Raw genomic sequence first — 25311 nt, 5'->3', positions numbered from 1 at the left:
GTTGAGCGAGGCCGGCGAAGCCGCCCGAGACGAAACGCACGACCCCAGGAGATGACATGACCATGACAACCGTCACCACCACCGCCGAAGAGCGCGAGGCCATTCTCGACGCCGTCCGGGACTTCGCCGACACCGAGCTCGCCCCGTTCGCGGCCGAGCGCGATGAGAAGCACATCTTCCCGCGGGAGTCGCTCGGCAAGGCCGGCGAACTCGGTCTCGGCGGCATCTACGTGCGCGAGGACTTCGGCGGCACCGGCCTCAGTCGCTCCGACACGGTCGCGATCTTCGAAGAGCTCGCCAAGGGCGACCCCGCGGTCGCCGCCTACATCTCCATCCACAACATGGTCGTCTGGATGATCGACACCTATGGCGACGACGCGCAGCGCGGCCGGTGGCTGCCCGCGCTCACCGCGATGCAGGAGTTCGGCGGGTACTGCCTGACGGAGCCGGGCGTCGGATCGGATGCCGCGAACGTCGCCACGAGTGCGGTGCGCGACGGAGACGACTACCTGCTCACGGGCGTGAAGCAGTTCATCTCGGGCGCCGGCGAGGCCRCGGTCTACGTCGTCATGGCGCGCACCGGCGAGCCGGGTGCCCGCGGCATCAGCGCCTTCCTGGTTCCCGGAGACGCCGAGGGCCTCAGCTTCGGCGCGCCCGAGAAGAAGATGGGCTGGCACGCGCAGCCGACCCGCCAGGTGATCCTCGACGGCGTGCGCATCCCCGCATCCGGAATGCTCGGCGACGAGGGACGCGGTTTCGCGATCGCGATGTCGGCGCTCAACGGCGGCCGTCTCAACATCGCGGCGTGCTCGCTCGGCGGTGCGCAGTGGGCCCTCGACCGTGCGGTGCAGTACGTGCACGAGCGCGTCGCGTTCGGCGAGCCGCTGGCCGAGAAGCAGTCGATCATGTTCGCGATCGCCGACATGCGCACCGACCTGCAGGCCGCTCGCCTCATGGTCAGGGACGGCGCTTCGGCGGTGGATGAGCAGGCGCCCGACGCGACGATGCGCTGCGCCATGGCCAAGCGCTTCGCGACGGATGCCGGATTCGACGTCGCCAACCGCGCGCTGCAGCTGCACGGCGGATACGGCTATCTGCAGGACTACGGCATCGAGAGGGTCGTGCGCGACCTGCGGGTGCATCAGATCCTCGAGGGCACCAACGAGATCATGCGTCTGATCGTCGGCCGCGAGATGCTCCGACCCGCGGGGTCGGCGTCGCTCCAGCGGAGCGGCGAAGACCGGATGCGGAGCGCATCATGACTCGCATCGCCTTCCTCGGGCTCGGCCACATGGGCCTGCCGATGGCGAAGAACCTGGTCGCGGCGGGGCACGAGGTGCACGGGTTCGACCTGATGCCGGCTGCGGTCGAGGCGGCGCAGACCGTCGGCATCCCGGTCGCAGCGAGCGGAGCGGATGCCGTGCGCGACGCCGACGTGGTGATCACGATGTTCCCCGCCGGAAGGCATGTGATCGACGCCTACCGCACCGAGCTGCTCGCCGCCGCCCGCCCGAACACCCTCTTCATCGAGTCGTCGACGATCGCGGTCGATGAGGCCCGTGCGGCGCATGCGCTGGCGCTCGCCGCGGGGCATCGCAACGTCGACGCCCCCGTGTCGGGCGGAGTCGTGGGCGCCGAGAACGGCACACTCGCCTTCATGGTCGGCGGCTCCGACGACGACTTCTCGGCCGCGCTGCCGCTGCTCGAGGCCATGGGAAAGCGCATCGTGCACTGCGGTGGCCCCGGACTCGGGCAGGCGGCGAAGGTCTGCAACAACATGATCCTCGCGGTGTCGCAGATCGCGGTCGCCGAGGCGTTCGTGCTCGGCGAGCGGCTGGGGCTCGAGCATCAGGCGCTGTTCGACGTGGTCTCGCAGGCATCCGGTCAGTGCTGGTCGATCACGACCAACTGCCCCGTGCCCGGGCCGGTGCCGACGAGCCCGGCGAACCGCGACTACCAGCCCGGATTCGCCGGTGCCCTCATGGCGAAGGACCTCGGGCTCGCGCTGCAGGCGATCGAGCAGACGTCGACCGATGCGCAGATGGGACGTCTCGCACAGCAGCTCTACGCGGCATTCGCCTCAGGAGACGGCGCGACCCGCGACTTCTCGGGCATCATCACCGACATCCGCGACGGCTCTGTGTGACGCACTCGCGACATACTGAGATGACCACGACGGAGAGGGTTTCACGATGACCGAGTACGAGACGATCCTGGTCGAGCAGCGCGGACGAGTCGGGTGGATCACCCTCAACCGTCCCGAGGCCCTCAATGCGCTGAACAGCCGCCTCGCCGAGGAGGTCACGGCTGCGGCTGTGGCGTTCGACGGCGACGACGGCGTGGGCGCGATCGTCGTCACGGGGTCGGAGAAGGCGTTCGCCGCGGGTGCTGACATCAAGGAGATGGAGTCGATGTCGGCCGCCGAGATGCTCGAGACCGACCACTTCGGCGTCTGGCACGAGTTCGCCGCGGTGCGCACCCCGGTGATCGCCGCCGTCTCGGGTTTCGCGCTCGGGGGAGGATGCGAGCTCGCGATGATGTGCGACATCATCCTCGCCGCCGATACCGCCAAGTTCGGCCAGCCCGAGATCAATCTCGGCGTCATCCCCGGCATGGGCGGCACGCAGCGCCTGATCCGCGCCGTCGGCTATTACAAGGCGGCCGAGCTGGTGCTGTCCGGCCGGTTCATGGGCGCCGAAGAGGCGGAGCGCTCCGGGCTCGTCTCGCGGGTGGTGCCGGCATCCGAGCTGCTCGCGGAGGCGACGACGCTGGCCGAGACGATCGCGTCGAAGTCGCTGCCGTCGGTGTTCGCCGCCAAAGCCGCCCTCGACGCCGCGATGGAGACGACGCTCGCCGACGGTCTGGCCCATGAGAAGAAGGCGTTCGCCGCGCTCTTCGACACCGAGGACCAGAAGGAAGGCATGTCGGCCTTCCGGGAGAAGCGTGCGCCCGACTTCCGCAACCGCTGACCTCCACGGAGGCGGCGGCGCCCGGCGGTTCACAATTCAGCATGCATGGCGCCATAGAGTCCCGTCGGCGCCGATCTGGCACGCCGGTCAGCGGTTGATGCTGAGCTGTGAACGAGCGGCGGGCGGCTCAGCCGCGCAGTGCGGCGACGATCTTCTCGACGCGGCGGTCGCGGGTCGCGTCCTGCTTCGCGTCAGCCACGGTGCGGGCATGCTCCTTGCGCACGGAGTACGAGAGCGCGTCGAAGGCCCCGCGCAGCGCAGGGTCGGCATCGAGGGCCGCAGCCAGGGCGGGTGGGATGTAGACCTGGCGCTCGGCGGCATCCAGACGGATGACGGCCTCGACCTCCTGGTCGATCTCCACACCGAGGTCGGCCCGCACGGCTTTGCTGAAGCCGATCATGTTCTGCCCGCCCATGCGGGCCACGCGCAGACGTGCGGTGCGTCCTCCGATCGTGACGGCGACCGGAAAGGTCTTGCCCGCCCCGAACGACGCGACCTGCTCGTCGGAGAGGATGATCGCGGCGGCCGGGCCACGGCCTTCGAGAGTCGTGTGCACGCGCAGCTCGCTCATGCGGGCAGTGTACGCCCGTGCCCGTCTGTTTCGGTCTCCGCCTCTGCGGCCAGCTGGTCGTTGCGCGCTTCGATCAGACGACGCATGTACTCGCGGAGCACGAGCCGGTCGACCAGTCGTCCGATCGGGCCGAACGGCGAATGGAACCTGATCGTGTCGCGCATCAGCGTGCCCCGCGGGTGCTCCTGGAACACGTGCTCGTGCCAGAACGCGCCGAAGGGTCCCGAGATCTGCCGGTCGCGGAACCCGCGCGGCGGATCGACGTCGTACACGATCGACCGCAGACGGAACGGGATGCCGAAGTGCCGTGCGCGCCAGGTGACGGTCGACCCTTCGCTGAACACGCCGCCCGCCGGGGCCTCGACCATCGTCTCGCCGTACCGTGCCATCGACCGCAGATGCAGCCCGGGGTCGAGGGCGATCGCGAAGACGTGTGCGGGAGCAGCCGAGATCACGCGCTCGAGCACGAACTCGGCCATGTCAGAGGGCGTCCGGCTGCGGCTTCGGGTCGCTGAAGTCGCCGGCGGCCTTGCGCATGCGGGCCACGATCGCGACGAGCTCGGTCGCGTCCGCCTTGCTGACCCCGGGGTCGACGAAGACATCGGCGTTGAGGGCGGAGGTGGCGCGTTCGACGAGTTCGCGGCCGGAGTCGGTCAGGGCGAGCAGTGCAGCGCGGCCGTCGTGCGGGTGGGGCTCGCGGACGATCAGCCCATCACGCACCAGACGCTCGGCCGTGCTCGTGACGGTCGTCGCATGCACCTGGAGTCGGGCGACCACGCTCGACAGCGGCAGGCGGCCCGAGCGGCTGAACGCCAGCAGGCGCAGCATCTCGTAGCGGGCGAAGCTCAGGGCGAACGGCTTGAGAGCGGCATCCACCCTGGCGAGCAGCAGCTGCTGGGCCCGCATCACCGAGGTGACCACGGTCATGCCGTCGGCGGCATCCGACCAGCCGTGCGCGAGCCATTGCCGCTTCGCCTCAGCGAGCGGATCGACAGGCAGAGGACGGGGTCGGACCACGGTTCTACGGTAGGGCATCGGGCCGGGACTCCGGGGATGCGCCCGCCGGAACGGCGAGTGGTCCTCAGTCGCTCATCGGGTGGGACTCAGTATCAGGGGACTAGAATCGACGCAGTCGTGAGGAGCAATCGATGAAGATCTTCGTCCTGGTCAAAGAGGTGCCGGACACCTACGGCGACCGCAAGCTGAATCTCGAGACAGGACTCGCCGAGCGAGGTGCCGGCGACGTCGTTCTCGATGAGATCACCGAGCGCGCGCTCGAGGTCGCGCTGAGCCATGCCGACAAGAACGAGGGCACCGAGGTCGTCGCCGTGGCGATGGCTCCCGGCGGCTCGACGGCGTCGGTGCGGCGGGCGCTCGCGATCGGCGCAGGCTCGGCCGTGCACATCGCCGACGAGCAGCTCGCCGGAGCCGATCTCGGGCTCACGGCGGAGACCCTGGCGGCGGCGATCCGCCGCGGCGCACCCGACCTGGTGATCACGGGCAACCTGTCGACCGACGGTTCGGGCGGAGTGATGGCCGCGATGCTCGCCGAGAACCTCGGCTGGGCGCACGCGACCGCGCTCACGAGCGTCGAGATCACGGCTGAGGGCATCACGGGCACGCGAGGGGCGGATGCCGGAGCGCAGCCGATCTCGGCATCCCTTCCCGCCGTCATCTCGATCACCGAAGCGCTGCCCGACGCGCGCTTCCCGAATTTCAAGGGCATCATGGCGGCGAAGAAGAAGCCGCTCGAGGTCCTGACACTCGACGACCTCGGCGTCTCGGCCGACCCGGGCGCGGCTCCCCGCACGATCATGACCTCGGTCGCCGAGAAGCCGCCTCGTGCGGCCGGCGTGAAGATCGTCGATGAGGGCGATGCCGCCGAGAAGCTCGTCGACTACCTCGTGCAGAACAGGCTGGTGTGACATGACCTACCCCGAGAACCCGATCCTCGTCGTCGTCGACCTCGACCCGGCAGGCAACCCCGCCAGCAGCACGGCGGCCCTGATCGGCGCCGCCTCGACCGTCGGCGCACCGGTCGCGCTCGTCGTCGGCGGATCCGCGGATGCCGCATCGAAGGTCGCCGAGGCGGGAGCATCAGTGGTGCTGACGGCCGACGCCGACGAGACGATCCTCACCGTGCCGATCGTCGATGCGCTGCATGCCGCCTTCGAGCAGGTGCGACCGGATGCCGTGCTCATCTCGAACTCGATCGCGGGGCGCGACGTCGCGGGCCGGTTCGCGGTGCGCGCGAAGCTGGCTCTGTCGGTCGATGCCGTGGGTGTCTCACGAGATGACGAGGGCATCGTCGCGCACCACTCCGTGTACGGCGGCGCCTACCTCACCGACTCGGCCCCCACGTTCGGGGCTCCGGTGATCACCGTGCGCCAGGGCGCTGTCGATGCTCGGGCAGAGGCGGTCGCGTCGCCGACCGTCGAAGCCCTGACCGTGGCCGCATCCGGCTCCCCTGCCGCCACCGTCGGCGCTGTCGAAGCGGTCGAGTCCACGTCGTCCCGGCCCGAGCTGCGCGGGGCGACCCGGGTCGTCTCGGGCGGCCGCGGACTCGCGTCGAAGGAGAAGTTCGTGCTCGTCGAAGAGCTCGCCGATGCGCTCGGTGCGGCCGTCGGCGCATCGCGGGCCGCCGTGGATGCCGGATACATCCCGCAGTCTCATCAGGTCGGTCAGACCGGTGTCTCGGTGTCGCCGCAGCTGTACGTCGCTCTCGGCATCTCCGGTGCGATCCAGCACCGTGCGGGCATGCAGACGGCCAAGAACATCGTCGCGATCAACAAAGACGGCGAGGCGCCGATCTTCGACGTCGCCGACTTCGGCATAGTCGGCGACCTGTTCACGATCGTCCCGCAGGTGATCGCTGGCCTCGAGGCGCGGAAGAAGTAGCCATGGCGACGCGAACGCTCAGGCGCGGACTCCCGCGCGTGCCCGGCGGCGAGCCGTGGCCTCCCGGGCTCGCGGTCGACGTCGGCGAAGACGATGTGTCGGCGTCGCCGTCTTCGCTCGACGAGCAGGAGAGCGCGTCCCCGGTCGTCGCCGAGCGGGAGAGCGCCTCGCCGGTCGTCGACCCGGTGGAGGCCGCCTCCCCGGTCGTCGAGCGAGGAGCGGAGCGACGAGACGAAACGCGCCACGCTGCGAGCGCTCCCCCCGCATCCGTGCGTCGCGGTCTTCCGCGCACGCCGGGCGGAGAGCCCTGGCCGCCCGCGGGTGTGGTGCCTGTCGGTGCGGAGGGCGTTTCGTCTCGGTCGGCGTCGCCGTCATCGCTCGACGAGCAGGAGAGTGCGCCCCCGGCCGTCGCTGCGGCTGTCGCCTCTCCGGTCGTCGAGAGCGCCGCTCCCTCCCCGGTCGTCGAGAGCGCCGCTCCCTCCCCGGTCGTCGAGCGAGGAGCGCAGCGACGAGACGAGACGCGCCACGCTGCGAGCGCGGCCGCCACCGCGTCATCCGTGCGTCGCGGCCTTCCGCGCACACCGGGAGGCGAGCCCTGGCCGCCCGCCGGCACCGAAGCCGTGGTCATCGAGCGCGTTTCGTCTCCGTCTGCTTCGCCGTCCTCGCCCGACGACCGGGAGGACGCTTCGGTCGCCGCTCCGTCAACGGCCGTGGCCCCGGCAGCCGCATCCTTCGCCCTCGGCGATCCCTCGATGCCGCTGCCCACCCCGCAGACGGTCTGGAACGGCAGCGCGCCGCGTCACATCACGGCGACCGCTGCGACATCCGCTCGTCCTCGCCCCTCCTGGACCCAGGCGATCGCCGGTCTGCTCGGGGCCGCGGCCCTCGGCATCCTGGCCGCGGCAGCCGTGGCCTTCGTGCGGGCGCTGCTGAGCTTCCCCGTCATGCAGGACTTCCTCGCGGCCTTCCCCGGCGAATACGAGCCGGCCGTCGCCGTCGAGCCCGGGTTCGCGCCGTGGACCAACTGGGCGCACTTCTTCAACGCGTTCCTGATGGTGCTGATCATCCGGTCGGGTCTGCGGATCCGCAACGAGAAGCGGCCGACCGCCTTCTGGACCCCGCGAGGCGACCCCAAGGGCAAGGTCAGTCTGACGATCTGGTTCCACCAGGCGCTCGACATCCTGTGGCTCGTCAACGGCGTGATCTTCGTCGTGCTGCTGTTCGTCACCGGACACTGGGCGCGCATCGTGCCGACCAGCTGGGAGGTCATCCCCAACGCGCTGTCGGCGGCGCTGCAGTACGTGTCGTTCGACTGGCCGACCGAGCACGGCTGGGTGAACTACAACAGCCTGCAGCAGCTGGCCTATTTCGTGACCGTGTTCATCGCGGCGCCGCTTGCTGCGGCCACCGGATTCCGCATGTCGGGCATGTGGCCCAAGAAGGCCGAGCGGCTGTCGAGGGCGTATCCGATCGAGTGGGCCCGTGCGCTGCACTTCCCGGTCATGATCTACTTCGTGGTGTTCATCATCGGACACGTCGCGCTGGTGTTCCTCACCGGTTTCCTGCGCAACCTCAACCACATGTACGCGTCGTCGGATGCCGTCGGCTGGACGGGCTTCTGGGTCTTCGTGGCCTCCCTGGTGGTGATCGCCCTCGGCTGGGTCGCCGCCCGCCCGCTGGTCATCGCCCCGATCGCGAAGCTCTTCGGCACCGTGTCTGGCCGCTGACACGGTCCTGTCTTCCGCACAGACTGCAACCGGGCACACAGAGACGGCCCCCGCCGATGGGCGGGGGCCGTGTCGTGCTGCATCGTGAACGCGGTGGTCACGAGACGCAGAGATCAGCGCACGAAGCGCACCTCGGTGAGCGTCTCGCCGAGGAACGGCTCGGTGTGGCTGGCGCCGTCGAGCGCGAAGCCGTTGCGCGTATAGAAGCGATGTGCGCGGGGGTTGTCCTCCGCGACCCACAGGTAGAGGGGCTCGTCCTTCTCGACGGCCGCATCGAAGAGCTTCTGGCCGATGCCGGTCGAGTGGTACGCGTCGAGCAGGTAGATGAAGTACAGCTCGCGGAACGCGGGCGCGTCCTTGTCGCGGGCAGGGCCGGAGCCGACGAAGCCGACGATCTCGCCGTCGACGAGGGCGGCGCGCATCGTGAACTCGGGGCCCTGAGCGGCCCAGTGCGTCCACAGCTCGGCCATGCGACGGGGCGAGACCTTCTCGAGGGCTGCCTTGCTGATCAGGTGGTCGTAGGTCTCGTGCCAGCACTGCGCGTGCACGCGACCAAGGGCTTCCGCATCCACATCACGGACCGGACGGACGATGACTTCAGGCTGGGCTTCGGCGCTCATAGCGCGACTCTACGCGCGGCCTCCGCGAACCGGAAATCGAGCGGGAGCGTTCCCAGACCGCGGATGAGCGGCTGGAGGGATCGCACAACGATGTTCGTGATTCGTTCGCCGATGGCTACGATCAGTCCTCGTGAACGTGATCTGGCGCACTCTCCTCGTGATCCTCTCCGCCCGTCGCCGCGTGCGGCGAGGCAAGACCCTCGACGCAGCATCGGTCAGCAGCATCCGGCTGACGACCCTGCCGACCGACATCGACATCCTCCGTCACATGAACAACGGCCGATACCTGTCGCTCTTCGACCTCGGTCGGTGGGATCTGCTGATCCGCACAGGGCTGTTCGACGCCATGAACGAACGCGGCTGGTACGCCGTCGTCTCGAGCGAGACCGTGACGTTCCGCAAGTCGCTGCAGCTGTGGCAGCGGTTCGAGGTGCAGTCGCGCTTCATCGGTCATGACGACAAGGCGGTGTTCCTCGAGCACAGGGCGGTCGTCGGTGGCGAGATCTACGCCCGCGTCATCGTGCGATCGAGGATGCTGCGCCGCACCGGCGGCACGGTCAGCAACGAAGAGCTGTTCGCCGCCGTCGGCAAGCCCGAGGGTGTGCCCGAGATCGACTCCTGGGTACACGACTGGGCCGCAGCATCCGCTCTGCCTCCCGTGCGCACCCCGGCGCCGAGCGTGTGGAGCTGACGCCGTGACCGATCCGTGGGGTCTCGAGACGCGCACGCCGGGCTCGGTGCTGCTGGTCGGATGCGGCAAGCTCGGCATCCGCCTCGGCGAACGGCTCGTCGCACAGGGCTCAGAGGTCACGGCCATGCGGCGCAGCGCGGGCGACATGCCGTTCCCGACCATCGAGGCGGATCTGCGGCATCCGCTCGACCGTGAGTTGCCGGAGTTCGACTCGGTCGTGATCACTCTGCCGCCGAGCACCGAGGGCGACTCGATCTATCCACCGGCGCTGCGGGGGCTCGCGAAGGCCCTGCCGACGATGCCCGAGAGGGTCGTGTTCGTCTCGTCGACGCGCGTGTTCGAGGGACGCCCCGGCGAGACACCGCTGACCGAGCGCGATGCGCCGAAGGTGTCGAGCGAGCGGGGCGGCGATCTGGTCGAGGGCGAGCACCTGGCGATGGAGCTGTTCGGCGCGCGCATCGTGCGCCCGGCCGGCATCTACGGACCCGGTCGCGACTTCCTCATCCGGCGGGTGCGCGAGGGCGCAGCGGTCGACCACACCCRCCGCACCAACCGCATCCACGAGACCGATCTCGTGCGGCTGCTCGAGGCGATGCTGCGGGCCGACTCCGCGCCCCCGCTGATCCATGCCGTCGACCGCGAGCCCGTGCTGCTCGGAGACGTCGTCGCGCACATCGCCTCTCGCCTCGGAGTCGAGCCGCCCCCGCACCTCGATCCGGAGGTCGGCGGCGGGACGGTGCTGGAGGGGCGCCTGCTGCAGGAGTTCCTCGGCGATCTCGAGTATCCGACCTTCCGTGCGGGCTACGACGAGATGATCGCCGCGCTCTGAGCGCTTCCGCCCCGGTTCCGCTCGCACTCCGTGGCGTGCCTTCGCACGAGCGACGGCATGAACTGCGACCGGAACGGCCCGACGCGACCGTCGCTCAAGGGCAGGCGGGCACTGCAGTCCTAGGCTGAGCTCATGGCCGACCCGATGCCCACCGCGGATCCCGAATCCGTCTCGCTCGCGGACCGTGCCGTCGAGCTCGCCCGCCGTTGGGTGATCGAGGCAGCGGCCGCCGACGTCGATCCGGCGGCAGAACGGCTCGCCGGTGTGCTGCAGGATGCCAACGGGCTGCCGTTCACGCTCGGATTCGTCGACGGCGTCATGCGCCCCGAGAGCCTGAGCGCCGCGGCATCCCAGCTGCACCGCATCGCTCCGATCGTGCCCGACTTCCTGCCCTGGTACCTGCGGTCTGCCGTGCGGCTCGGCGGCGGCGTCGCCCAGATGCTGCCGACCCCCGTGGTTCCCATCGCGCGTCGGGTGCTGCGTGACATGGTCGGCCACCTGGTGGTCGACGCCCGCCCCGCGAAGCTCGGACCGGCGATCGCGAAGATCCGTGAATCGGGTGCTCGGCTCAACCTCAATCTGCTCGGTGAGGCGGTGCTGGGTGAGGACGAGGCGCGGCGGCGGCTCGACGGCATCCACGAGCTGATCCGTCGCCCCGATGTCGACTACGTGTCGGTCAAGGTGTCGGCGATCGTCAGCCACATCTCGATGTGGGCGTTCGACGAGGTCGTCGAGTCGGTCGTCGAGCGACTGCTTCCGCTGTATCTGACGGCCGCCTCGGATCGCACCTTCATCAACCTCGACATGGAGGAGTACCGCGACCTCGACCTGACGATCGCGGTGTTCACCCGCATCCTCGAGGATCCCCGCCTCGACGGTCTCGAGGCGGGAATCGTGCTGCAGGCGTATCTGCCTGACGCCCTGCCGGCACTGCAGCAGCTCACCGCCTGGGCGCGCGAGCGGGTCGACCATGGCGGAGCCCCCATCAAGGTGCGGCTCGTCAAGGGAGCCAACCTCGCGATGGAGCGGGTCGAGGCGCGCATGCACGGATGGGCTCAGGCCACCTACGACACCAAGCTCGACACCGACGCCAACTATCTGCGCTGCCTCGACTGGGCGCTGCGGCCTGAGAACGTCGACGCGGTGCGCCTGGGCATCGCGGGCCACAACCTGTTCGGCATCGCCTATGCCTGGTTGCTCGCGGGGGAGCGCGGGGTTCGAGCGGGCGGCGCCGACGCCGCTGCCGCGACCACGGCCTCCCAGCCGCCGGTCGAGTTCGAGATGCTGCTCGGCATGGCGCAGGGGCAGGTGCAGGCAGTGTCGCGCGAGGTCGGCGAGGTGCTGCTCTACGTGCCGGTCGTGAACCCGGGCGAGTTCGATGTCGCCATCAGCTATCTCGTCCGCCGGCTCGAAGAGAACGCGTCGAGTGACAACTTCCTCTCCGCCGCGTTCCGGCTGGGCGACGACGAGACGCTCTTCGTGCGCGAGCGGGACAGGTTCCTCGACGCCCTCGATCGTTCGACGTCGTCGACGCTGCGGGTGGGCGCGCTGCGCGGCCAGGACCGACTGGCGCCGGTGCACGAGTCGATGCGCCCGGTGCCCGTGGCGCCCGCGCCCGAAGAGGGTCTGACCCAGGCGGTGCTCGGCATCTCCCGCGGTGCGGATGACACGGGCGGGCCGTTCCTCGAGACGGCGGTCTATGCCCCGCGCGAGCTCGACGAGGCGACCGGCGGTGCCCCCGGCTTCGCGAACACTCCTGACAGCGATCCGTCGCTTCCGGCCAACCGTGACTGGGCGCGCGAGATCCATGAGCGCATCGCCGACTCGACGCTCGGTGTCTCGACGATCGACGCGGCCCGCGTCGACGACGCCGACACGCTCGAGAGCACGATCGCCGGGGTGCGGGAGGCCGCTGCCCTGTGGGGCGCGCGGCCGGCCACCGAACGCGCCGAGGTGCTGCTGCGCGCGGCGGCCGCACTCGAGGGGCGCCGCGGAGACCTCATCGAGGTCGCCGCCTCCGAGACCGGCAAGGTGTTCGCCGAGGCCGACGTCGAAGTCAGCGAGGCCGTCGACTTCGCCCGCTACTACGCAGCCAAGGCCAGAGAGCTGGATGCCGTCGCCGGCGCCGCATTCGAACCCGCGCGCGTCACCGTCGTCACCCCACCGTGGAACTTCCCGCTCGCCATCCCGGCCGGGGGAGTGCTCGCCGCGCTCGCCGCAGGCTCGGGAGTCGTCTTCAAGCCCGCCCCGCAATCGCGCCGCTGCGCCGCCGTCATCGCCGAGATCCTGTGGGAGGTCGGTGTTCCGCGCGATGTGCTCGCGCTCGTGGACATCGAGGAGGGCGACCTCGGCCGTGAGCTGATCTCGCACGAGTCGGTGGACCGCGTCATCCTCACCGGGTCATGGGAGACCGCTGCCCTGTTCCGCTCGTGGCGGCCCGACCTGCCGCTGCTCGCCGAGACGAGCGGCAAGAACGCGATGATCATCACCCCGTCGGCCGATCTCGATCTCGCCGTCGCCGATCTGGTGCGCAGCGCCTTCGGGCATGCGGGGCAGAAGTGCTCGGCGGCGTCGCTCGCGATCCTCGTCGGACCGGTCGGGCGGTCGAAGAGATTCGCCCGTCAGCTGGCCGATGCGACTCGGTCGCTGCACGTCGGCTGGCCGACCGATCCGCTGGCCGAGGTCGGGCCCGTGATCGAGCGTCCCGAGGGCAAGCTCGCCTGGGCGCTCACCGAACTCGACCGCGACGAGAAGTGGCTCATCGAGCCCGCCCTCTCGGACGATGACCCCACCGGTCGGCTCTGGCGGCCGGGCATCCGCGTCGAGGTGCAGCCGGGGTCGCGCTTCCACACCGAGGAGTTCTTCGGGCCGGTGCTGGGCATCATGCACGCCCCGACGCTCGAGCGGGCGATCGAGCTGCAGAACGCGGTCGAGTACGGCCTGACGGCGGGACTGCACACGCAGGACCCGGCCGAGCTCGCCCTGTGGCTCGACCGGGTGCAGGCCGGAAACCTCTATGTGAACCGCGGCATCACCGGCGCGATCGTGCAGCGTCAGCCGTTCGGCGGGTGGAAGCGCTCATCGGTCGGCCCCGGGGCCAAGGCGGGCGGACCGAACTACCTGATCGGGCTCGGGTCCTGGCGCTCGAGCGGATCCGGCACGGTGTCGAGCACGCTGCATCTGCGTGGGCTCGACTCGCGCATCACCGACCTGATCGAGGCGGCGCAGCCCTCGCTCGGCTTCGAGGCGTTCGAGTGGCTGCGTCGTTCGGCGCTGTCGGACGCCCTCGCGTGGGATCGCGAGTTCGGCCAGGTGCGCGATGTGTCTCACCTGGGTGTCGAGCGCAACCTGTTCCGCTACCGCCCGGTGCCGGTCGCGATCAGGGCCACTGCGGACGCCGGCTGGCAGGAGCTGCTGCGCGTCGTCATCGCCGCGGTGCGCGCCGGGGCCGGATTCGTGCTGTCGACCCCCGTCGGGCTGCCCCCGGCAGTGCGCCACGCGCTCGCCGAACTCGGCGCGGTCGTCTACATGGAGACCGACGACGAATGGATCGAGCGGATGCGGCGTCGCGGCGACTCGAGCGAGGTGCGCGAGTCTCTCGGCGACGATGAGCTGTGCCCGAGCAGGGCAAGACTGGTCGGCCCGCGCGAATCCGTGTCCGCGCTGCACCGTGCGCTCGCCGCGGCTGTGGGCGGCGACCCCGACCTCGCGGTGTACGACGGCGAGGTCACCTCTGCCGGGCGCATCGAGCTGCTGCCCTTCGTGCACGAGCAGGCGATCGCGATCACCGCGCACCGTTACGGCAACCCCGACGGCTGGAGCGCCGCGGTCATCTGAGGCGGTCGCGCTTCGGCATCCGTTCGGCCCTCGCCATCTCCGGCATCCCCTCACCCGCGGTCGACCACGCACCTACCGCCGCTGTGAATGGTCGAAAGAGCATCCGAAACGGGCGATTCGGATGCTCTTCCGACCACCCCTGTCGATGCGACCTGGCCAACAGACCCCGCATGTAAAGAATTCTTGACACAGCGGATGCCGCAGGCGTACTCTCGTGTCAAGAATCTTTTACATGGGAGGCATCATGGTCTACGAAGAGCGCAACGCCTGGGCCGGTCTCATCGTCGGCGCGGTGGTGATCGGGGCGTATGTCGTCATCGTGCTGCAGCAGGCCGCCGGCGGACCGGTGACCGATGTCGACTGGTTCCCGCTCATGATGTGGACGATCGGTCTCGGCATCGTGGCCACGATCGTGCTCAGCATCGTCTGGGGGATGATCGCCGGTGCGAAGGATCCCGACGGGGTCGGCAAGTCCGATGTCCGCGACCGCGACATCAGCCGCATGGGCAGTCGGGTCGAACAGTCCTTCGTCGTGATCGCCGGTCTCGGCGTGATCACCCTCTGCGCGGTGGGCGCCGACCTCTTCTGGATCGCCAACACCATGTTCGCGGGGTTCGCCGTCTCGGCCATGGTCGGCAGCGTCGCGCGAGTCGTCGCCTACCGTCGGGGACTCGTCTGATGGTCAAGCCCACGCTCGTCTCCAACCGCATCCGCGCTCACCGCGAAGCGGCCGGACTCACCCAGGCCGAACTCGCCCGCAGCATCGGCGTGACCAGGCAGACGCTCATCGCGATCGAGCAGGAGAAGTACTCCCCGTCGCTCGAGCTCGCGTTCCAGATCGCCCGCGCTTTCGGCGTGGGGCTCGACGACCTGTTCCAGTACCCGCAACCCACGAGCACGGAGGTGTGACGTGACCGAGACCGACAAGACCCCGACGAACGAGACCGAGATGATGCCGGCGTGGCGTCGCGAGACCTACGGCTCGGCCGATGGCTTCCGCCTCGAGCAGATCCCCGTTCCCACCCCGCGGTCGGGCGAGGTGGTGCTGCGAGTCGAGGCGACCGCGCTCCACGCCGGCGACGTGCGTCTCATGCTCGGCGATCCGCTGCTCGTGCGCCCCATCTTCGGGCTGACGCGCCCCAAGTACCCGGTGCGCGGGATGGAGGTCGCCGGAACCGTCGTGGCAGTGGGCCCGAACGCGATCGGCGCCGAGCTCGGAGAGCGTGTCGTCGGCGAGCTCACCGGGGGCGGGGGACTCGCGTCGCATGTCGCTGCGTCCGCTGCGCGTCTCGTGCCGATCCCGCCCGACGTCACCTCCGAGACCGCCGCGTGCCTGACGATCTCGGCGGGCACGGCCTGGCAGGCACTCGACCGTGCGGGGATCGGCTTCCGTGCCGCCAAGGGCACTGCGGCCGGACACATCCCGCGCGTTCTCGTGATCGGTGCGTCCGGGGGAGTCGGCACATTCGCCGTGCAGCTCGCAGCGCTGCGCGGGGCCGAGGTCTGGGCCACGTGCGGAGAACGCAACTTCCGGCTCGTCGAGCACCTCGGCGCCGTGCGCACCCTCGACCACCGCACCTCACCGCTGGCCGACCTGCCGGCCGCGCATTTCGACGCGGTGATCGACATCGCCGGCGGCCTGGGCCTTCGCGAACTGCAGCGCCTCGTCGTGCCCGGCGGCTCGGTGGTGCTCGTGGCAGGCGACGGAGGGCACGTCCTCGGGCCGATACCTCGCATCCTCAAGGCGGTGTTCCTGTCGATCGGGTCGCGTCGCCGCATCCGCCCGCTGGCGGCGACACCGCGCCCCGAGATCCTCGCCAAGCTGCTCGAGCTCACCGCTGAGGGGCGCATCACGCCGGTCGTCGAGCGGGAGTACCCCTTCGACGAGGCATCCGCCGCCCTGGCCCACCTCGAAGCGGGCCACACGGTGGGCAAGGTGGTCGTGCACGGACCCTGACCGCGACGGGCCGCGCTCTGGCGGCGTTCAGGGGCGGATGACAGAATGGATGCTGGCGTGCCCGAGTCGCATCTTCCCCCTGGCGTCGGCTCTCACCGAGCGACGCGGGTCGAAGGACCGCCGGGCCCCTGGACAGCGTCCGCCGCATCCGTTCGAGGAGCCCCATGTCTGTCGAAACCACCGCGCCGGCATCCGAGACCGCAACCCCGGTCCGCACCGCACACCACCGTCACTATCTGATGTGCAAGCCGTCGCACTTCACGGTGAACTACTCGATCAACCCGTGGATGGAGCCGGCGAAGCCGACCGACACCGCACGGGCCGTCGAGCAGTGGCAGAAGCTGCACGACCTCTACCTCGAGCTCGGCCACGAGGTCGAGCTGATCGAGCCCCTCGCCGGGTATCCCGACATGGTCTACACCGCGAACGGCGGGTTCCTGATCGACGGCCGCGCCTATGTGCCGAAGTTCCGCTTCGTCGAGCGTCAGGGAGAGGCCCCCGCGTTCGCGGACTGGTTCCGCGGTGCCGGCTACGACACCGTGCTCCCCGAAGAGGTCAACGAGGGCGAGGGTGACTTCCTGCTCGTCGGCGATGTGATCCTCGCGGGCACCGGGTTCCGCTCGACCGGCGACAGCCACCGCGAGGTCGGAGAGGTGTTCGGCCGCGAGGTCGTGTCTCTCAACCTCGTCGACCCGCGCTTCTATCACCTCGACACCGCGATCGCGGTGCTCGACCCCGTGCAGGGTGTCGAGAACGGCGGCCCCGAGCGCGCGAACATCGCGTATCTGCCCGGCGCCTTCGACGACGAGAGCCGCGCCGTCCTCGAGGAGCGCTTCCCGGATGCGATCCTCGTCTCGGACGAAGACGGATCGGTGTTCGGTCTCAACTCGGCGAGCGACGGCTACAACGTGGTCATCTCGCCGCGCGCCCTCGGTTTCGAGAAGCAGCTGCGCGAGCGCGGCTACAACCCGATCATGATCGACCTCTCCGAGCTGCTGCTCGGCGGCGGCGGCATCAAGTGCTGCACCCTCGAACTGCGCGGTGAGGCGTGACCGCGGTCGACGCCGAGGTGTCGGCTGAGCCGCACGTCGCCCACAACTATCACCCCCTGCCGGTCAACATCGCCCGCGGTGACGGAGCCTGGGTGACGGATGTCGAGGGCAAGCGCTACCTCGACCTGCTCGCCGCCTATTCGGCCGTGAACTTCGGCCACCGGCATCCTGCGCTCGTCGCTGCTCTCACCGAGCAGCTCGGTCGGGTCACGCTCGTCAGCCGGGCATTCCAGAGCGATCGGCTCGAGCCGTTCGCGGCGGCGCTCGCGAAGCTGGCGGGCAAAGACATGGTGCTGCCGATGAACACGGGCGCCGAAGCGGTCGAGACGGGCATCAAGGTCGCCCGAGCCTGGGGGTACCGCGTCAAGGGCATCGCGGACGGCCGGGCGCGGATCATCGTCGCCGCCGGGAACTTCCACGGCCGCACCACCACGATCGTCAGCTTCAGCGACGACGAGCAGGCGCGGGCGGACTTCGGTCCCTACACGCCGGGCTTCGACGTGGTCCCCTACGCGGATGCGGATGCCGTCGCCGCCGCGATCACCGACGACACCGCCGCCGTGCTGATCGAGCCGATCCAGGGTGAGGGCGGGGTGGTGATCCCGCCGGAGGGATACCTGCGCCGCATCCGCGAGATCTGCGACGAGAAGAACGTGCTGTTCATCGCAGATGAGATCCAGTCCGGACTCGGACGTGTCGGCGAGACCTTCGCGTGCGATCGCGAGGGCGTCGTGCCCGACCTGTACCTGCTGGGCAAGGCGCTGGGCGGCGGCATCCTGCCGGTGTCCGCTGTGGTGGGCGATGCCGACGTGCTCGGAGTCATCCGTCCGGGCGAGCACGGCTCGACCTTCGGAGGCAACCCGCTCGCCGCGGCCGTCGGGCTGCGGGTCGTCGAGATGCTCGAATCGGGGGAGTTCCAGGAGCGCGCTCGCGCACTCGGCGCTCACCTCGGAGCCGCTCTCGAACCGCTGAAGGGTCATGGCGTCACCGAGGTGCGCATCGCCGGCCTGTGGGCAGGCGTCGACATCGACCCCGCCAAGGGCACCGGGCGTGAGATCGCCGAGAAGCTGCTCGACCGTGGGGTGCTGGTGAAAGACACGCATGGGCAGACCATCCGCATCGCGCCGCCGCTCGTCATCCGGGCGACCGAGCTCGACTGGGCGGTCGAGCAGCTGAAGCTGGTCCTCGGAGCCTGAATCCCCTGTCCGCCGGGCGACACGCCCGGCGGACAACCCGGATTTGCCGGAACCCCGGAACCCACGTAACTTATTACTTGTTCGCCCCACAGGGAAGCGGAGAGGCCGAGAGCTTCACCCCCCTCAAGCGGAGAACCACCTCCACTCGATCAGCTCCTCGGAGCAGATCCCAGACACACTTCTGTCTGACCTGGAGCTTCCACTACGGACAAGCGGTCGATTTGACAGCGAGTCCGGAACGGATAAACTAGTGAAGTTGCCTCGGCGGCCTTGAGCCCCGAGCTGCAGATCTGGTTCTGAACATCACGGCGTGTCGATTTGACAGCCGGAAATGCGAAGATAAGATAGAGAAGTTGCCCTTCGGGCCTGGTTGTGATGACTGGGTCGTGGGAGCATCCGATCCTTGAGAACTCAACAGCGTGCACTTGTCAAATGCCAAATTATCCTCGTCTAGCTTCGGCTGGGTGAGAATTCCTTTGGATCAAAGACCAACCTCCTTGTGGGGTTGGCATTCGGATGAAGTCAGCAATGAATTCGTCTCTTTGGTCAGCATCAAACTCGCTGCGTCACCGTTTTCCCGGTGTCGTATGCATTTCTTTTTTACGGAGAGTTTGATCCTGGCTCAGGATGAACGCTGGCGGCGTGCTTAACACATGCAAGTCGAACGGTGAACACGGAGCTTGCTCTGTGGGATCAGTGGCGAACGGGTGAGTAACACGTGAGCAACCTACCCCTGACTCTGGGATAAGCGCTGGAAACGGCGTCTAATACTGGATACGAGTGGCGACCGCATGGTCAGCTACTGGAAAGATTTATTGGTTGGGGATGGGCTCGCGGCCTATCAGCTTGTTGGTGAGGTAATGGCTCACCAAGGCGTCGACGGGTAGCCGGCCTGAGAGGGTGACCGGCCACACTGGGACTGAGACACGGCCCAGACTCCTACGGGAGGCAGCAGTGGGGAATATTGCACAATGGGCGCAAGCCTGATGCAGCAACGCCGCGTGAGGGATGACGGCCTTCGGGTTGTAAACCTCTTTTAGCAGGGAAGAAGCGAAAGTGACGGTACCTGCAGAAAAAGCGCCGGCTAACTACGTGCCAGCAGCCGCGGTAATACGTAGGGCGCAAGCGTTATCCGGAATTATTGGGCGTAAAGAGCTCGTAGGCGGTTTGTCGCGTCTGCTGTGAAATCCGGAGGCTCAACCTCCGGCCTGCAGTGGGTACGGGCAGACTAGAGTGCGGTAGGGGAGATTGGAATTCCTGGTGTAGCGGTGGAATGCGCAGATATCAGGAGGAACACCGATGGCGAAGGCAGATCTCTGGGCCGTAACTGACGCTGAGGAGCGAAAGGGTGGGGAGCAAACAGGCTTAGATACCCTGGTAGTCCACCCCGTAAACGTTGGGAACTAGTTGTGGGGTCCATTCCACGGATTCCGTGACGCAGCTAACGCATTAAGTTCCCCGCCTGGGGAGTACGGCCGCAAGGCTAAAACTCAAAGGAATTGACGGGGACCCGCACAAGCGGCGGAGCATGCGGATTAATTCGATGCAACGCGAAGAACCTTACCAAGGCTTGACATATACGAGAACGGGCCAGAAATGGTCAACTCTTTGGACACTCGTAAACAGGTGGTGCATGGTTGTCGTCAGCTCGTGTCGTGAGATGTTGGGTTAAGTCCCGCAACGAGCGCAACCCTCGTTCTATGTTGCCAGCACGTAATGGTGGGAACTCATGGGATACTGCCGGGGTCAACTCGGAGGAAGGTGGGGATGACGTCAAATCATCATGCCCCTTATGTCTTGGGCTTCACGCATGCTACAATGGCCGGTACAAAGGGCTGCAATACCGCGAGGTGGAGCGAATCCCAAAAAGCCGGTCCCAGTTCGGATTGAGGTCTGCAACTCGACCTCATGAAGTCGGAGTCGCTAGTAATCGCAGATCAGCAACGCTGCGGTGAATACGTTCCCGGGTCTTGTACACACCGCCCGTCAAGTCATGAAAGTCGGTAACACCTGAAGCCGGTGGCCTAACCCTTGTGGAGGGAGCCGTCGAAGGTGGGATCGGTAATTAGGACTAAGTCGTAACAAGGTAGCCGTACCGGAAGGTGCGGCTGGATCACCTCCTTTCTAAGGAGCATCTGACTCTTCGGAGTCCAGAACCCAGATCGAGGACGTTCGTTTCTCGCTGGGAGCTCATGGGTGGAACATTTGACATGACATCAGCGCAGCTGAGTCTCGTGAGTACGCTGGCCTTCGGGTTGGTTGGAAAGKGGGGCTTCGTGAGCGGGGTGTCTGCACGCTGTTGGGTCCTGAGGGACCGGATGCGATCTTCSGATCGTTTCTGTACCTCTGGGCCTCTTGTTGTTTCCCCTGTGGGGGAGGCGGGAAGGGGTACCGCCCGTACTTTGAGAACTACACAGTGGACGCGAGCATCTTGCAACTGATCTTTGATCGGTTGCACAAGATGATCTTAAAGATCATTAGTCAATTTCAAGCCAGGCCGTGTGCCTGGTGTCGATTCTGATTCAAACTCATGTGATTTATCAAGTCTTTAAGAGCAAACGGTGAATGCCTTGGCATCTGGAGCCGAAGAAGGACGTAGCAATCTGCGATAAGCCTCGGGGAACTGATAAGCAAGTTTTGATCCGAGGGTGTCCGAATGGGGAAACCCCGCTGGGCGGCGTGCCGACCTAGTGACTCCCGCCTGAATATATAGGGCGGGTAGAGGGAACGTGGGGAAGTGAAACATCTCAGTACCCACAGGAAGAGAAAGCAACCGCGATTCCGTTAGTAGTGGCGAGCGAAACCGGAACAGGCTAAACCTAGCGTGTGTGATAGCCGGCAGGCGTTGCACGTTGGGGGTTGTGGGACTTTTCAGTCATCTCTGCCGAGATGGCGGCGTTACAAGATGGTATAGACGAACGGTCTTGAAAGGCCGGTCATAGAGGGTGCCAACCCCGTAGTCGAAATGCCACCCTTGGCGCGAAGAGTATCCCAAGTAGCACGGGGCCCGTGAAATCCCGTGTGAATCTGTCAGGACCACCTGATAAGCCTAAATACTCCCAGATGACCGATAGCGGACAAGTACCGTGAGGGAAAGGTGAAAAGTACCCCGGGAGGGGAGTGAAATAGTACCTGAAACCGTTTGCTTACAAACCGTTGGAGCAGCCTTAGTAGCTGTGACAGCGTGCCTTTTGAAGAATGAGCCTGCGAGTTAGCGATATGTGGCGAGGTTAACCCGTTGAGGGGTAGCCGTAGCGAAAGCGAGTCTGAATAGGGCGATTCAGTCGCATGTCCTAGACCCGAAGCGAAGTGATCTATCCATGGCCAGGTTGAAGCGACGGTAAGACGTCGTGGAGGACCGAACCCACTTAGGTTGAAAACTGAGGGGATGAGCTGTGGATAGGGGTGAAAGGCCAATCAAACTTCGTGATAGCTGGTTCTCTCCGAAATGCATTTAGGTGCAGCGTTGCGTGTTTCTTGCCGGAGGTAGAGCTACTGGATGGCCGATGGGCCCTACAAGGTTACTGACGTCAGCCAAACTCCGAATGCCGGTAAGTGAGAGCGCAGCAGTGAGACTGTGGGGGATAAGCTTCATAGTCGAGAGGGAAACAACCCAGACCACCAACTAAGGTCCCAAAGCGCGTGCTAAGTGGGAAAGGATGTGGAGTTGCCTTGACAACCAGGAGGTTGGCTTAGAAGCAGCCACCCTTGAAAGAGTGCGTAATAGCTCACTGGTCAAGTGATTCCGCGCCGACAATGTAACGGGGCTCAAGCACGCCACCGAAGTTGTGGCATTGACATTATTGGTAGGCCTTCGTGGTCCAGCCGTGTTGATGGGTAGGAGAGCGTCGTGTGGCCAGCGAAGCGGCGGTGTAAACCAGCCGTGGAGGCTACACGAGTGAGAATGCAGGCATGAGTAGCGAAAGACGTGTGAGAAACACGTCCTCCGAAAGACCAAGGGTTCCAGGGTCAAGCTAATCTTCCCTGGGTAAGTCGGGACCTAAGGCGAGGCCGACAGGCGTAGTCGATGGACAACGGGTTGATATTCCCGTACCGGCGAAGAACCGCCCAAGCTAATCCAGTAGTGCTAAGTGTCTGAATCCCAGTGACTGATCCCTTCGGGGTGACGCGTTGGGCCTAGCGCACGACCCCATTCTGGTGCGGTTAGCGTATTAACAGGTGTGACGCAGGAAGGTAGTCCAGCCGGGCGATGGTTGTCCCGGTGCAAGTGCGTAGGCCGAGAGATAGGCAAATCCGTCTCTCACATAGGCTGAGACACGATGCGGATAAAAAGTGGATGATCCTATGCTGCCAAGAAAAGCATCGACGCGAGGTTCCAGCCGCCCGTACCCCAAACCGACTCAGGTGGTCAGGTAGAGAATACCAAGGAGATCGAGAGAATCGTGGTTAAGGAACTCGGCAAAATGCCCCCGTAACTTCGGGAGAAGGGGGGCCTTCGACGTATTAGGACTTGCTCCGAAAGCGTTTGGAGGCCGCAGAGACTAGTGGGTAGCGACTGTTTACTAAAAACACAGGTCCGTGCCAAGTCGCAAGACGATGTATACGGACTGACGCCTGCCCGGTGCTGGAAGGTTAAGAGGACCGGTTAGCCGCAAGGCGAAGCTGAGAATTTAAGCCCCAGTAAACGGCGGTGGTAACTATAACCATCCTAAGGTAGCGAAATTCCTTGTCGGGTAAGTTCCGACCTGCACGAATGGCGTAACGACTTCCCAACTGTCTCAACCGCGAACTCGGCGAAATTGCATTACGAGTAAAGATGCTCGTTACGCGCAGCAGGACGGAAAGACCCCGTGACCTTTACTATAGCTTTGTATTGGTGTTCGGTGTGGCTTGTGTAGGATAGGTGGGAGACTGTGAAGCATGGACGCCAGTTCATGTGGAGTCATTGTTGAAATACCACTCTGGTCACTCTGGATATCTAACTTCGAACCGTAATCCGGTTCAGGGACAGTGCATGGTGGGTAGTTTAACTGGGGCGGTTGCCTCCCAAAAAGTAACGGAGGCGCCCAAAGGTTCCCTCAACCTGGTTGGCAATCAGGTGTCGAGTGTAAGTGCACAAGGGAGCTTGACTGTGAGACTGACAGGTCGAGCAGGGACGAAAGTCGGGACTAGTGATCCGGCAGTGGCTTGTGGAAGCGCTGTCGCTCAACGGATAAAAGGTACCTCGGGGATAACAGGCTGATCTTGCCCAAGAGTCCATATCGACGGCATGGTTTGGCACCTCGATGTCGGCTCGTCGCATCCTGGGGCTGGAGTAGGTCCCAAGGGTTGGGCTGTTCGCCCATTAAAGCGGTACGCGAGCTGGGTTTAGAACGTCGTGAGACAGTTCGGTCCCTATCCGCTGCGCGCGTAGGAAATTTGAGAGGATCTGACCCTAGTACGAGAGGACCGGGTTGGACGAACCTCTGGTGTGTCAGTTGTTCCGCCAGGAGCACCGCTGATTAGCTACGTTCGGGATGGATAACCGCTGAAAGCATCTAAGCGGGAAGCCGGCCTCAAGATGAGATTTCCATACCTTCGGGTGAGAGGCTCCCAGCCAGACTACTGGGTTGATAGGCCAGATGTGGAAGTGCAGTAATGCATGCAGCTGACTGGTACTAATAAGCCGATGACTTGATAACACACCGTTTGTTGGTGCTACGCGTCCACTGAGTGGTTCTCGATGTACGGTCGAGAACCGCATGACAATGACTTTGTTATGTGTTTTGATTGAAACATCTATAGTGTTTCGGCGGCCATAGCGTGAGGGAAACGCCCGGTTACATTCCGAACCCGGAAGCTAAGCCTCACAGCGCCGATGGTACTGCAGGGGGGACCCTGTGGGAGAGTAGGACACCGCCGGACTTCTTTTAAGCAAATGGCCACCCATCGTTGGGTGGCCATTTTGCGTTAACAACATCTAGAACAGGGAGCATCATGCCGGAAGAGGAAGAGCGCCGTCCGCGTCGCAACGACGACAATGGATCGCGCGGTCACCGACCTTCCGGAGGGCGCTCGGATCAGAACCGCAGCGGCCGTCCGCGTCGTGATGACGCGCCCCGACGCGAGGGCGGATACAACCGTGATGGTGGTGCTCCGCGTTCGGGTGGGTATAACCGTGATGGTGGCGCTCCGCGTTCCGGTGGGTATAACCGCGATGGTGGTGCCCCTCGTACGGGTGGGTACAGCCGCGACGGTGGTGCCCCGCGCCGGGACAATGACGGTCCTCGTTCCGGCGGTTACAACCGTGATGGTGGCGCACCGCGTTCCGGTGGGTACAACCGTGACGGTGGTGCCCCGCGCCGCGACAATGACGGTTCTCGTTCGGGCGGTTACAGCCGTGATGGTGGTGCTCCTCGTTCGGGCGGGTACAACCGCGATGGTGGCGCACCGCGTTCTGGCGGTTACAACCGTGATGGTGGCGCGCCTCGTTCTGGTGGGTACAACCGTGACGGTGGTGCCCCGCGCCGCGACAATGACGCTCCTCGTTCGGGCGGGTACAACCGCGATGGTGGCGCACCGCGCTCTGGTGGCTACAACCGTGATGGTGGTGCGCCGCGCCGCGACAACGACGCACCTCGTTCCGGTGGCTACAACCGTGATGGTGGCGCCCCGCGCCGCGACAATGACGCTCCTCGTTCGGGCGGGTACAACCGTGATGGTGGCGCTCCTCGTTCCGGTGGGTACAACCGCGACGGTGGCGCCCCGCGCCGCGACAACGACGCACCTCGTTCCGGTGGATACAACCGCGATGGTGGCGCTCCTCGTTCGGGCGGGTACAACCGCGATGGTGGTGCTCCTCGTTCCGGTGGGTACAACCGTGACGGTGGCGCACCTCGTTCCGGTGGATACAGCCGCGATGGCGGTGCTCCTCGTTCCGGTGGGTACAGCCGCGACGGTGGCGCCCCGCGCCGCGACAACGACGCACCTCGTTCCGGTGGATACAACCGCGACGGTGGCGCTC

At 66.2% G+C, this 25311-nt stretch carries 19 protein-coding genes and 3 rRNA genes; 17 read left to right on the top strand and 5 right to left on the bottom strand.

From position 1 onward, the window contains the following. The first annotated feature begins 56 nt into the window (after positions 1-56). Genes AC04ME_RS11580 through AC04ME_RS11570 form a run of 3 tightly spaced genes read left to right on the top strand, consistent with a single transcriptional unit; the run spans position 57 to position 2969 of the window. Positions 57-1262 (top strand): acyl-CoA dehydrogenase family protein, encoded by a 1206-nt coding sequence (locus AC04ME_RS11580; protein WP_475435077.1) that lies wholly within the window; start codon positions 57-59, stop codon positions 1260-1262. Beyond that, complete coding sequence (mmsB, locus tag AC04ME_RS11575; RefSeq protein WP_475435076.1) at positions 1259-2146, top strand: 3-hydroxyisobutyrate dehydrogenase; 888 nt, start codon at positions 1259-1261, stop codon at positions 2144-2146. Before AC04ME_RS11580 ends, mmsB begins: the two co-directional genes overlap by 4 nt. Before the next feature lie 46 nt (positions 2147-2192). Then, on the top strand, positions 2193-2969 hold the full coding sequence (locus tag AC04ME_RS11570; protein WP_042541428.1) for an enoyl-CoA hydratase: 777 nt from the start codon (positions 2193-2195) through the stop codon (positions 2967-2969). A 127-nt stretch (positions 2970-3096) separates the two neighbouring features. Here AC04ME_RS11570 and AC04ME_RS11565 read toward each other — a convergent pair whose 3' ends face one another. The 3 genes from AC04ME_RS11565 to AC04ME_RS11555 are packed head-to-tail and all read right to left on the bottom strand — an operon-like array spanning position 3097 to position 4557. Continuing rightward, entirely contained in the window at positions 3097-3540 is a 444-nt protein-coding gene (locus AC04ME_RS11565; RefSeq protein ID WP_475123219.1) for a YdeI/OmpD-associated family protein, read from the bottom strand. Then, a complete protein-coding gene (locus AC04ME_RS11560; protein ID WP_475435073.1) occupies positions 3537-4019 on the bottom strand; it encodes an SRPBCC family protein in 483 nt (160 codons plus the stop codon). The genes AC04ME_RS11565 and AC04ME_RS11560 overlap by 4 nt, the downstream gene beginning before the upstream one ends. Before the next feature lies 1 nt (position 4020). Continuing rightward, a complete protein-coding gene (locus tag AC04ME_RS11555; protein ID WP_475435071.1) occupies positions 4021-4557 on the bottom strand; it encodes a MarR family winged helix-turn-helix transcriptional regulator in 537 nt (178 codons plus the stop codon). 131 nt (positions 4558-4688) lie between these two features. Between AC04ME_RS11555 and AC04ME_RS11550 the strand changes: the two genes are divergently transcribed. The 3 genes from AC04ME_RS11550 to AC04ME_RS11540 are packed head-to-tail and all read left to right on the top strand — an operon-like array spanning position 4689 to position 8165. Continuing rightward, the gene (locus AC04ME_RS11550) at positions 4689-5465 is read left to right on the top strand and encodes an electron transfer flavoprotein subunit beta/FixA family protein (protein ID WP_475435070.1); all 777 of its coding nucleotides are present in this window, start codon (positions 4689-4691) and stop codon (positions 5463-5465) included. A gap of 1 nt (position 5466) precedes the next feature. Continuing rightward, a complete protein-coding gene (locus AC04ME_RS11545) occupies positions 5467-6438 on the top strand; it encodes an electron transfer flavoprotein subunit alpha/FixB family protein (protein ID WP_475435068.1) in 972 nt (323 codons plus the stop codon). A 2-nt stretch (positions 6439-6440) separates the two neighbouring features. Beyond that, positions 6441-8165 carry a cytochrome b/b6 domain-containing protein gene (locus AC04ME_RS11540; RefSeq protein ID WP_475435067.1) on the top strand — a complete coding sequence of 575 codons (1725 nt, stop codon included), beginning with the start codon at positions 6441-6443 and terminating at the stop codon, positions 8163-8165. 113 nt (positions 8166-8278) lie between these two features. Here AC04ME_RS11540 and AC04ME_RS11535 read toward each other — a convergent pair whose 3' ends face one another. After that, positions 8279-8785, bottom strand: coding sequence for a GNAT family N-acetyltransferase (locus AC04ME_RS11535; protein WP_042541435.1), 507 nt, complete (start codon positions 8783-8785; stop codon positions 8279-8281). 130 nt (positions 8786-8915) lie between these two features. Here AC04ME_RS11535 and AC04ME_RS11530 point away from each other — a divergent pair, with 130 nt between their 5' ends. The 11 genes from AC04ME_RS11530 to rrf all read left to right on the top strand — a co-directional run bounded on the left by AC04ME_RS11530 (position 8916) and on the right by rrf (position 24212). After that, the gene (locus AC04ME_RS11530) at positions 8916-9476 is read left to right on the top strand and encodes an acyl-CoA thioesterase (RefSeq protein ID WP_042541436.1); all 561 of its coding nucleotides are present in this window, start codon (positions 8916-8918) and stop codon (positions 9474-9476) included. Positions 9477-9480: 4 nt separating this feature from the next. Then, positions 9481-10305 (top strand): Rossmann-fold NAD(P)-binding domain-containing protein, encoded by an 825-nt coding sequence (locus AC04ME_RS11525; protein ID WP_475435065.1) that lies wholly within the window; start codon positions 9481-9483, stop codon positions 10303-10305. Between the two features lie 132 nt (positions 10306-10437). Next, positions 10438-14142: a proline dehydrogenase family protein gene (locus AC04ME_RS11520; RefSeq protein WP_475435064.1), complete on the top strand. Its 3705-nt coding sequence runs from the start codon at positions 10438-10440 to the stop codon at positions 14140-14142. Between the two features lie 232 nt (positions 14143-14374). Beyond that, complete coding sequence (locus tag AC04ME_RS11515) at positions 14375-14821, top strand: hypothetical protein (RefSeq protein WP_228385585.1); 447 nt, start codon at positions 14375-14377, stop codon at positions 14819-14821. Further along, positions 14821-15051, top strand: a complete 231-nt coding sequence (locus AC04ME_RS11510; protein WP_042541438.1) for a helix-turn-helix transcriptional regulator — start codon at positions 14821-14823, stop codon at positions 15049-15051. Before AC04ME_RS11515 ends, AC04ME_RS11510 begins: the two co-directional genes overlap by 1 nt. A 1-nt stretch (position 15052) precedes the next feature. Continuing rightward, positions 15053-16099 (top strand): NAD(P)-dependent alcohol dehydrogenase, encoded by a 1047-nt coding sequence (locus AC04ME_RS11505; protein ID WP_231567594.1) that lies wholly within the window; start codon positions 15053-15055, stop codon positions 16097-16099. A 164-nt stretch (positions 16100-16263) separates the two neighbouring features. Then, a complete protein-coding gene (gene ddaH, locus AC04ME_RS11500; RefSeq protein WP_042541439.1) occupies positions 16264-17151 on the top strand; it encodes a dimethylargininase in 888 nt (295 codons plus the stop codon). Then, entirely contained in the window at positions 17148-18347 is a 1200-nt protein-coding gene (gene rocD / locus AC04ME_RS11495) for an ornithine--oxo-acid transaminase (RefSeq protein ID WP_475435061.1), read from the top strand. Before ddaH ends, rocD begins: the two co-directional genes overlap by 4 nt. Positions 18348-18946: 599 nt before the next feature. Next, positions 18947-20471: ribosomal RNA gene (locus AC04ME_RS11490) — 16S ribosomal RNA — on the top strand. A gap of 414 nt (positions 20472-20885) precedes the next feature. Then, positions 20886-23989, top strand: a 23S ribosomal RNA gene (locus tag AC04ME_RS11485). A gap of 106 nt (positions 23990-24095) precedes the next feature. Further along, positions 24096-24212 (top strand): 5S ribosomal RNA (gene rrf, locus AC04ME_RS11480). Together the 16S, 23S and 5S rRNA genes form the textbook arrangement of a ribosomal RNA operon. 45 nt (positions 24213-24257) lie before the next feature. Here rrf and AC04ME_RS11475 read toward each other — a convergent pair. Continuing rightward, the coding region (locus AC04ME_RS11475; RefSeq protein ID WP_475435059.1) for a hypothetical protein at positions 24258-25311 on the bottom strand (1054 nt) is incomplete at its 5' end.

Source organism: Microbacterium sp. LjRoot205, from assembly GCF_056175745.1.
The sequence above is the reverse complement of the archived record's forward strand: the minus strand, read 5'-3'. Positions and strand labels throughout refer to the sequence as shown.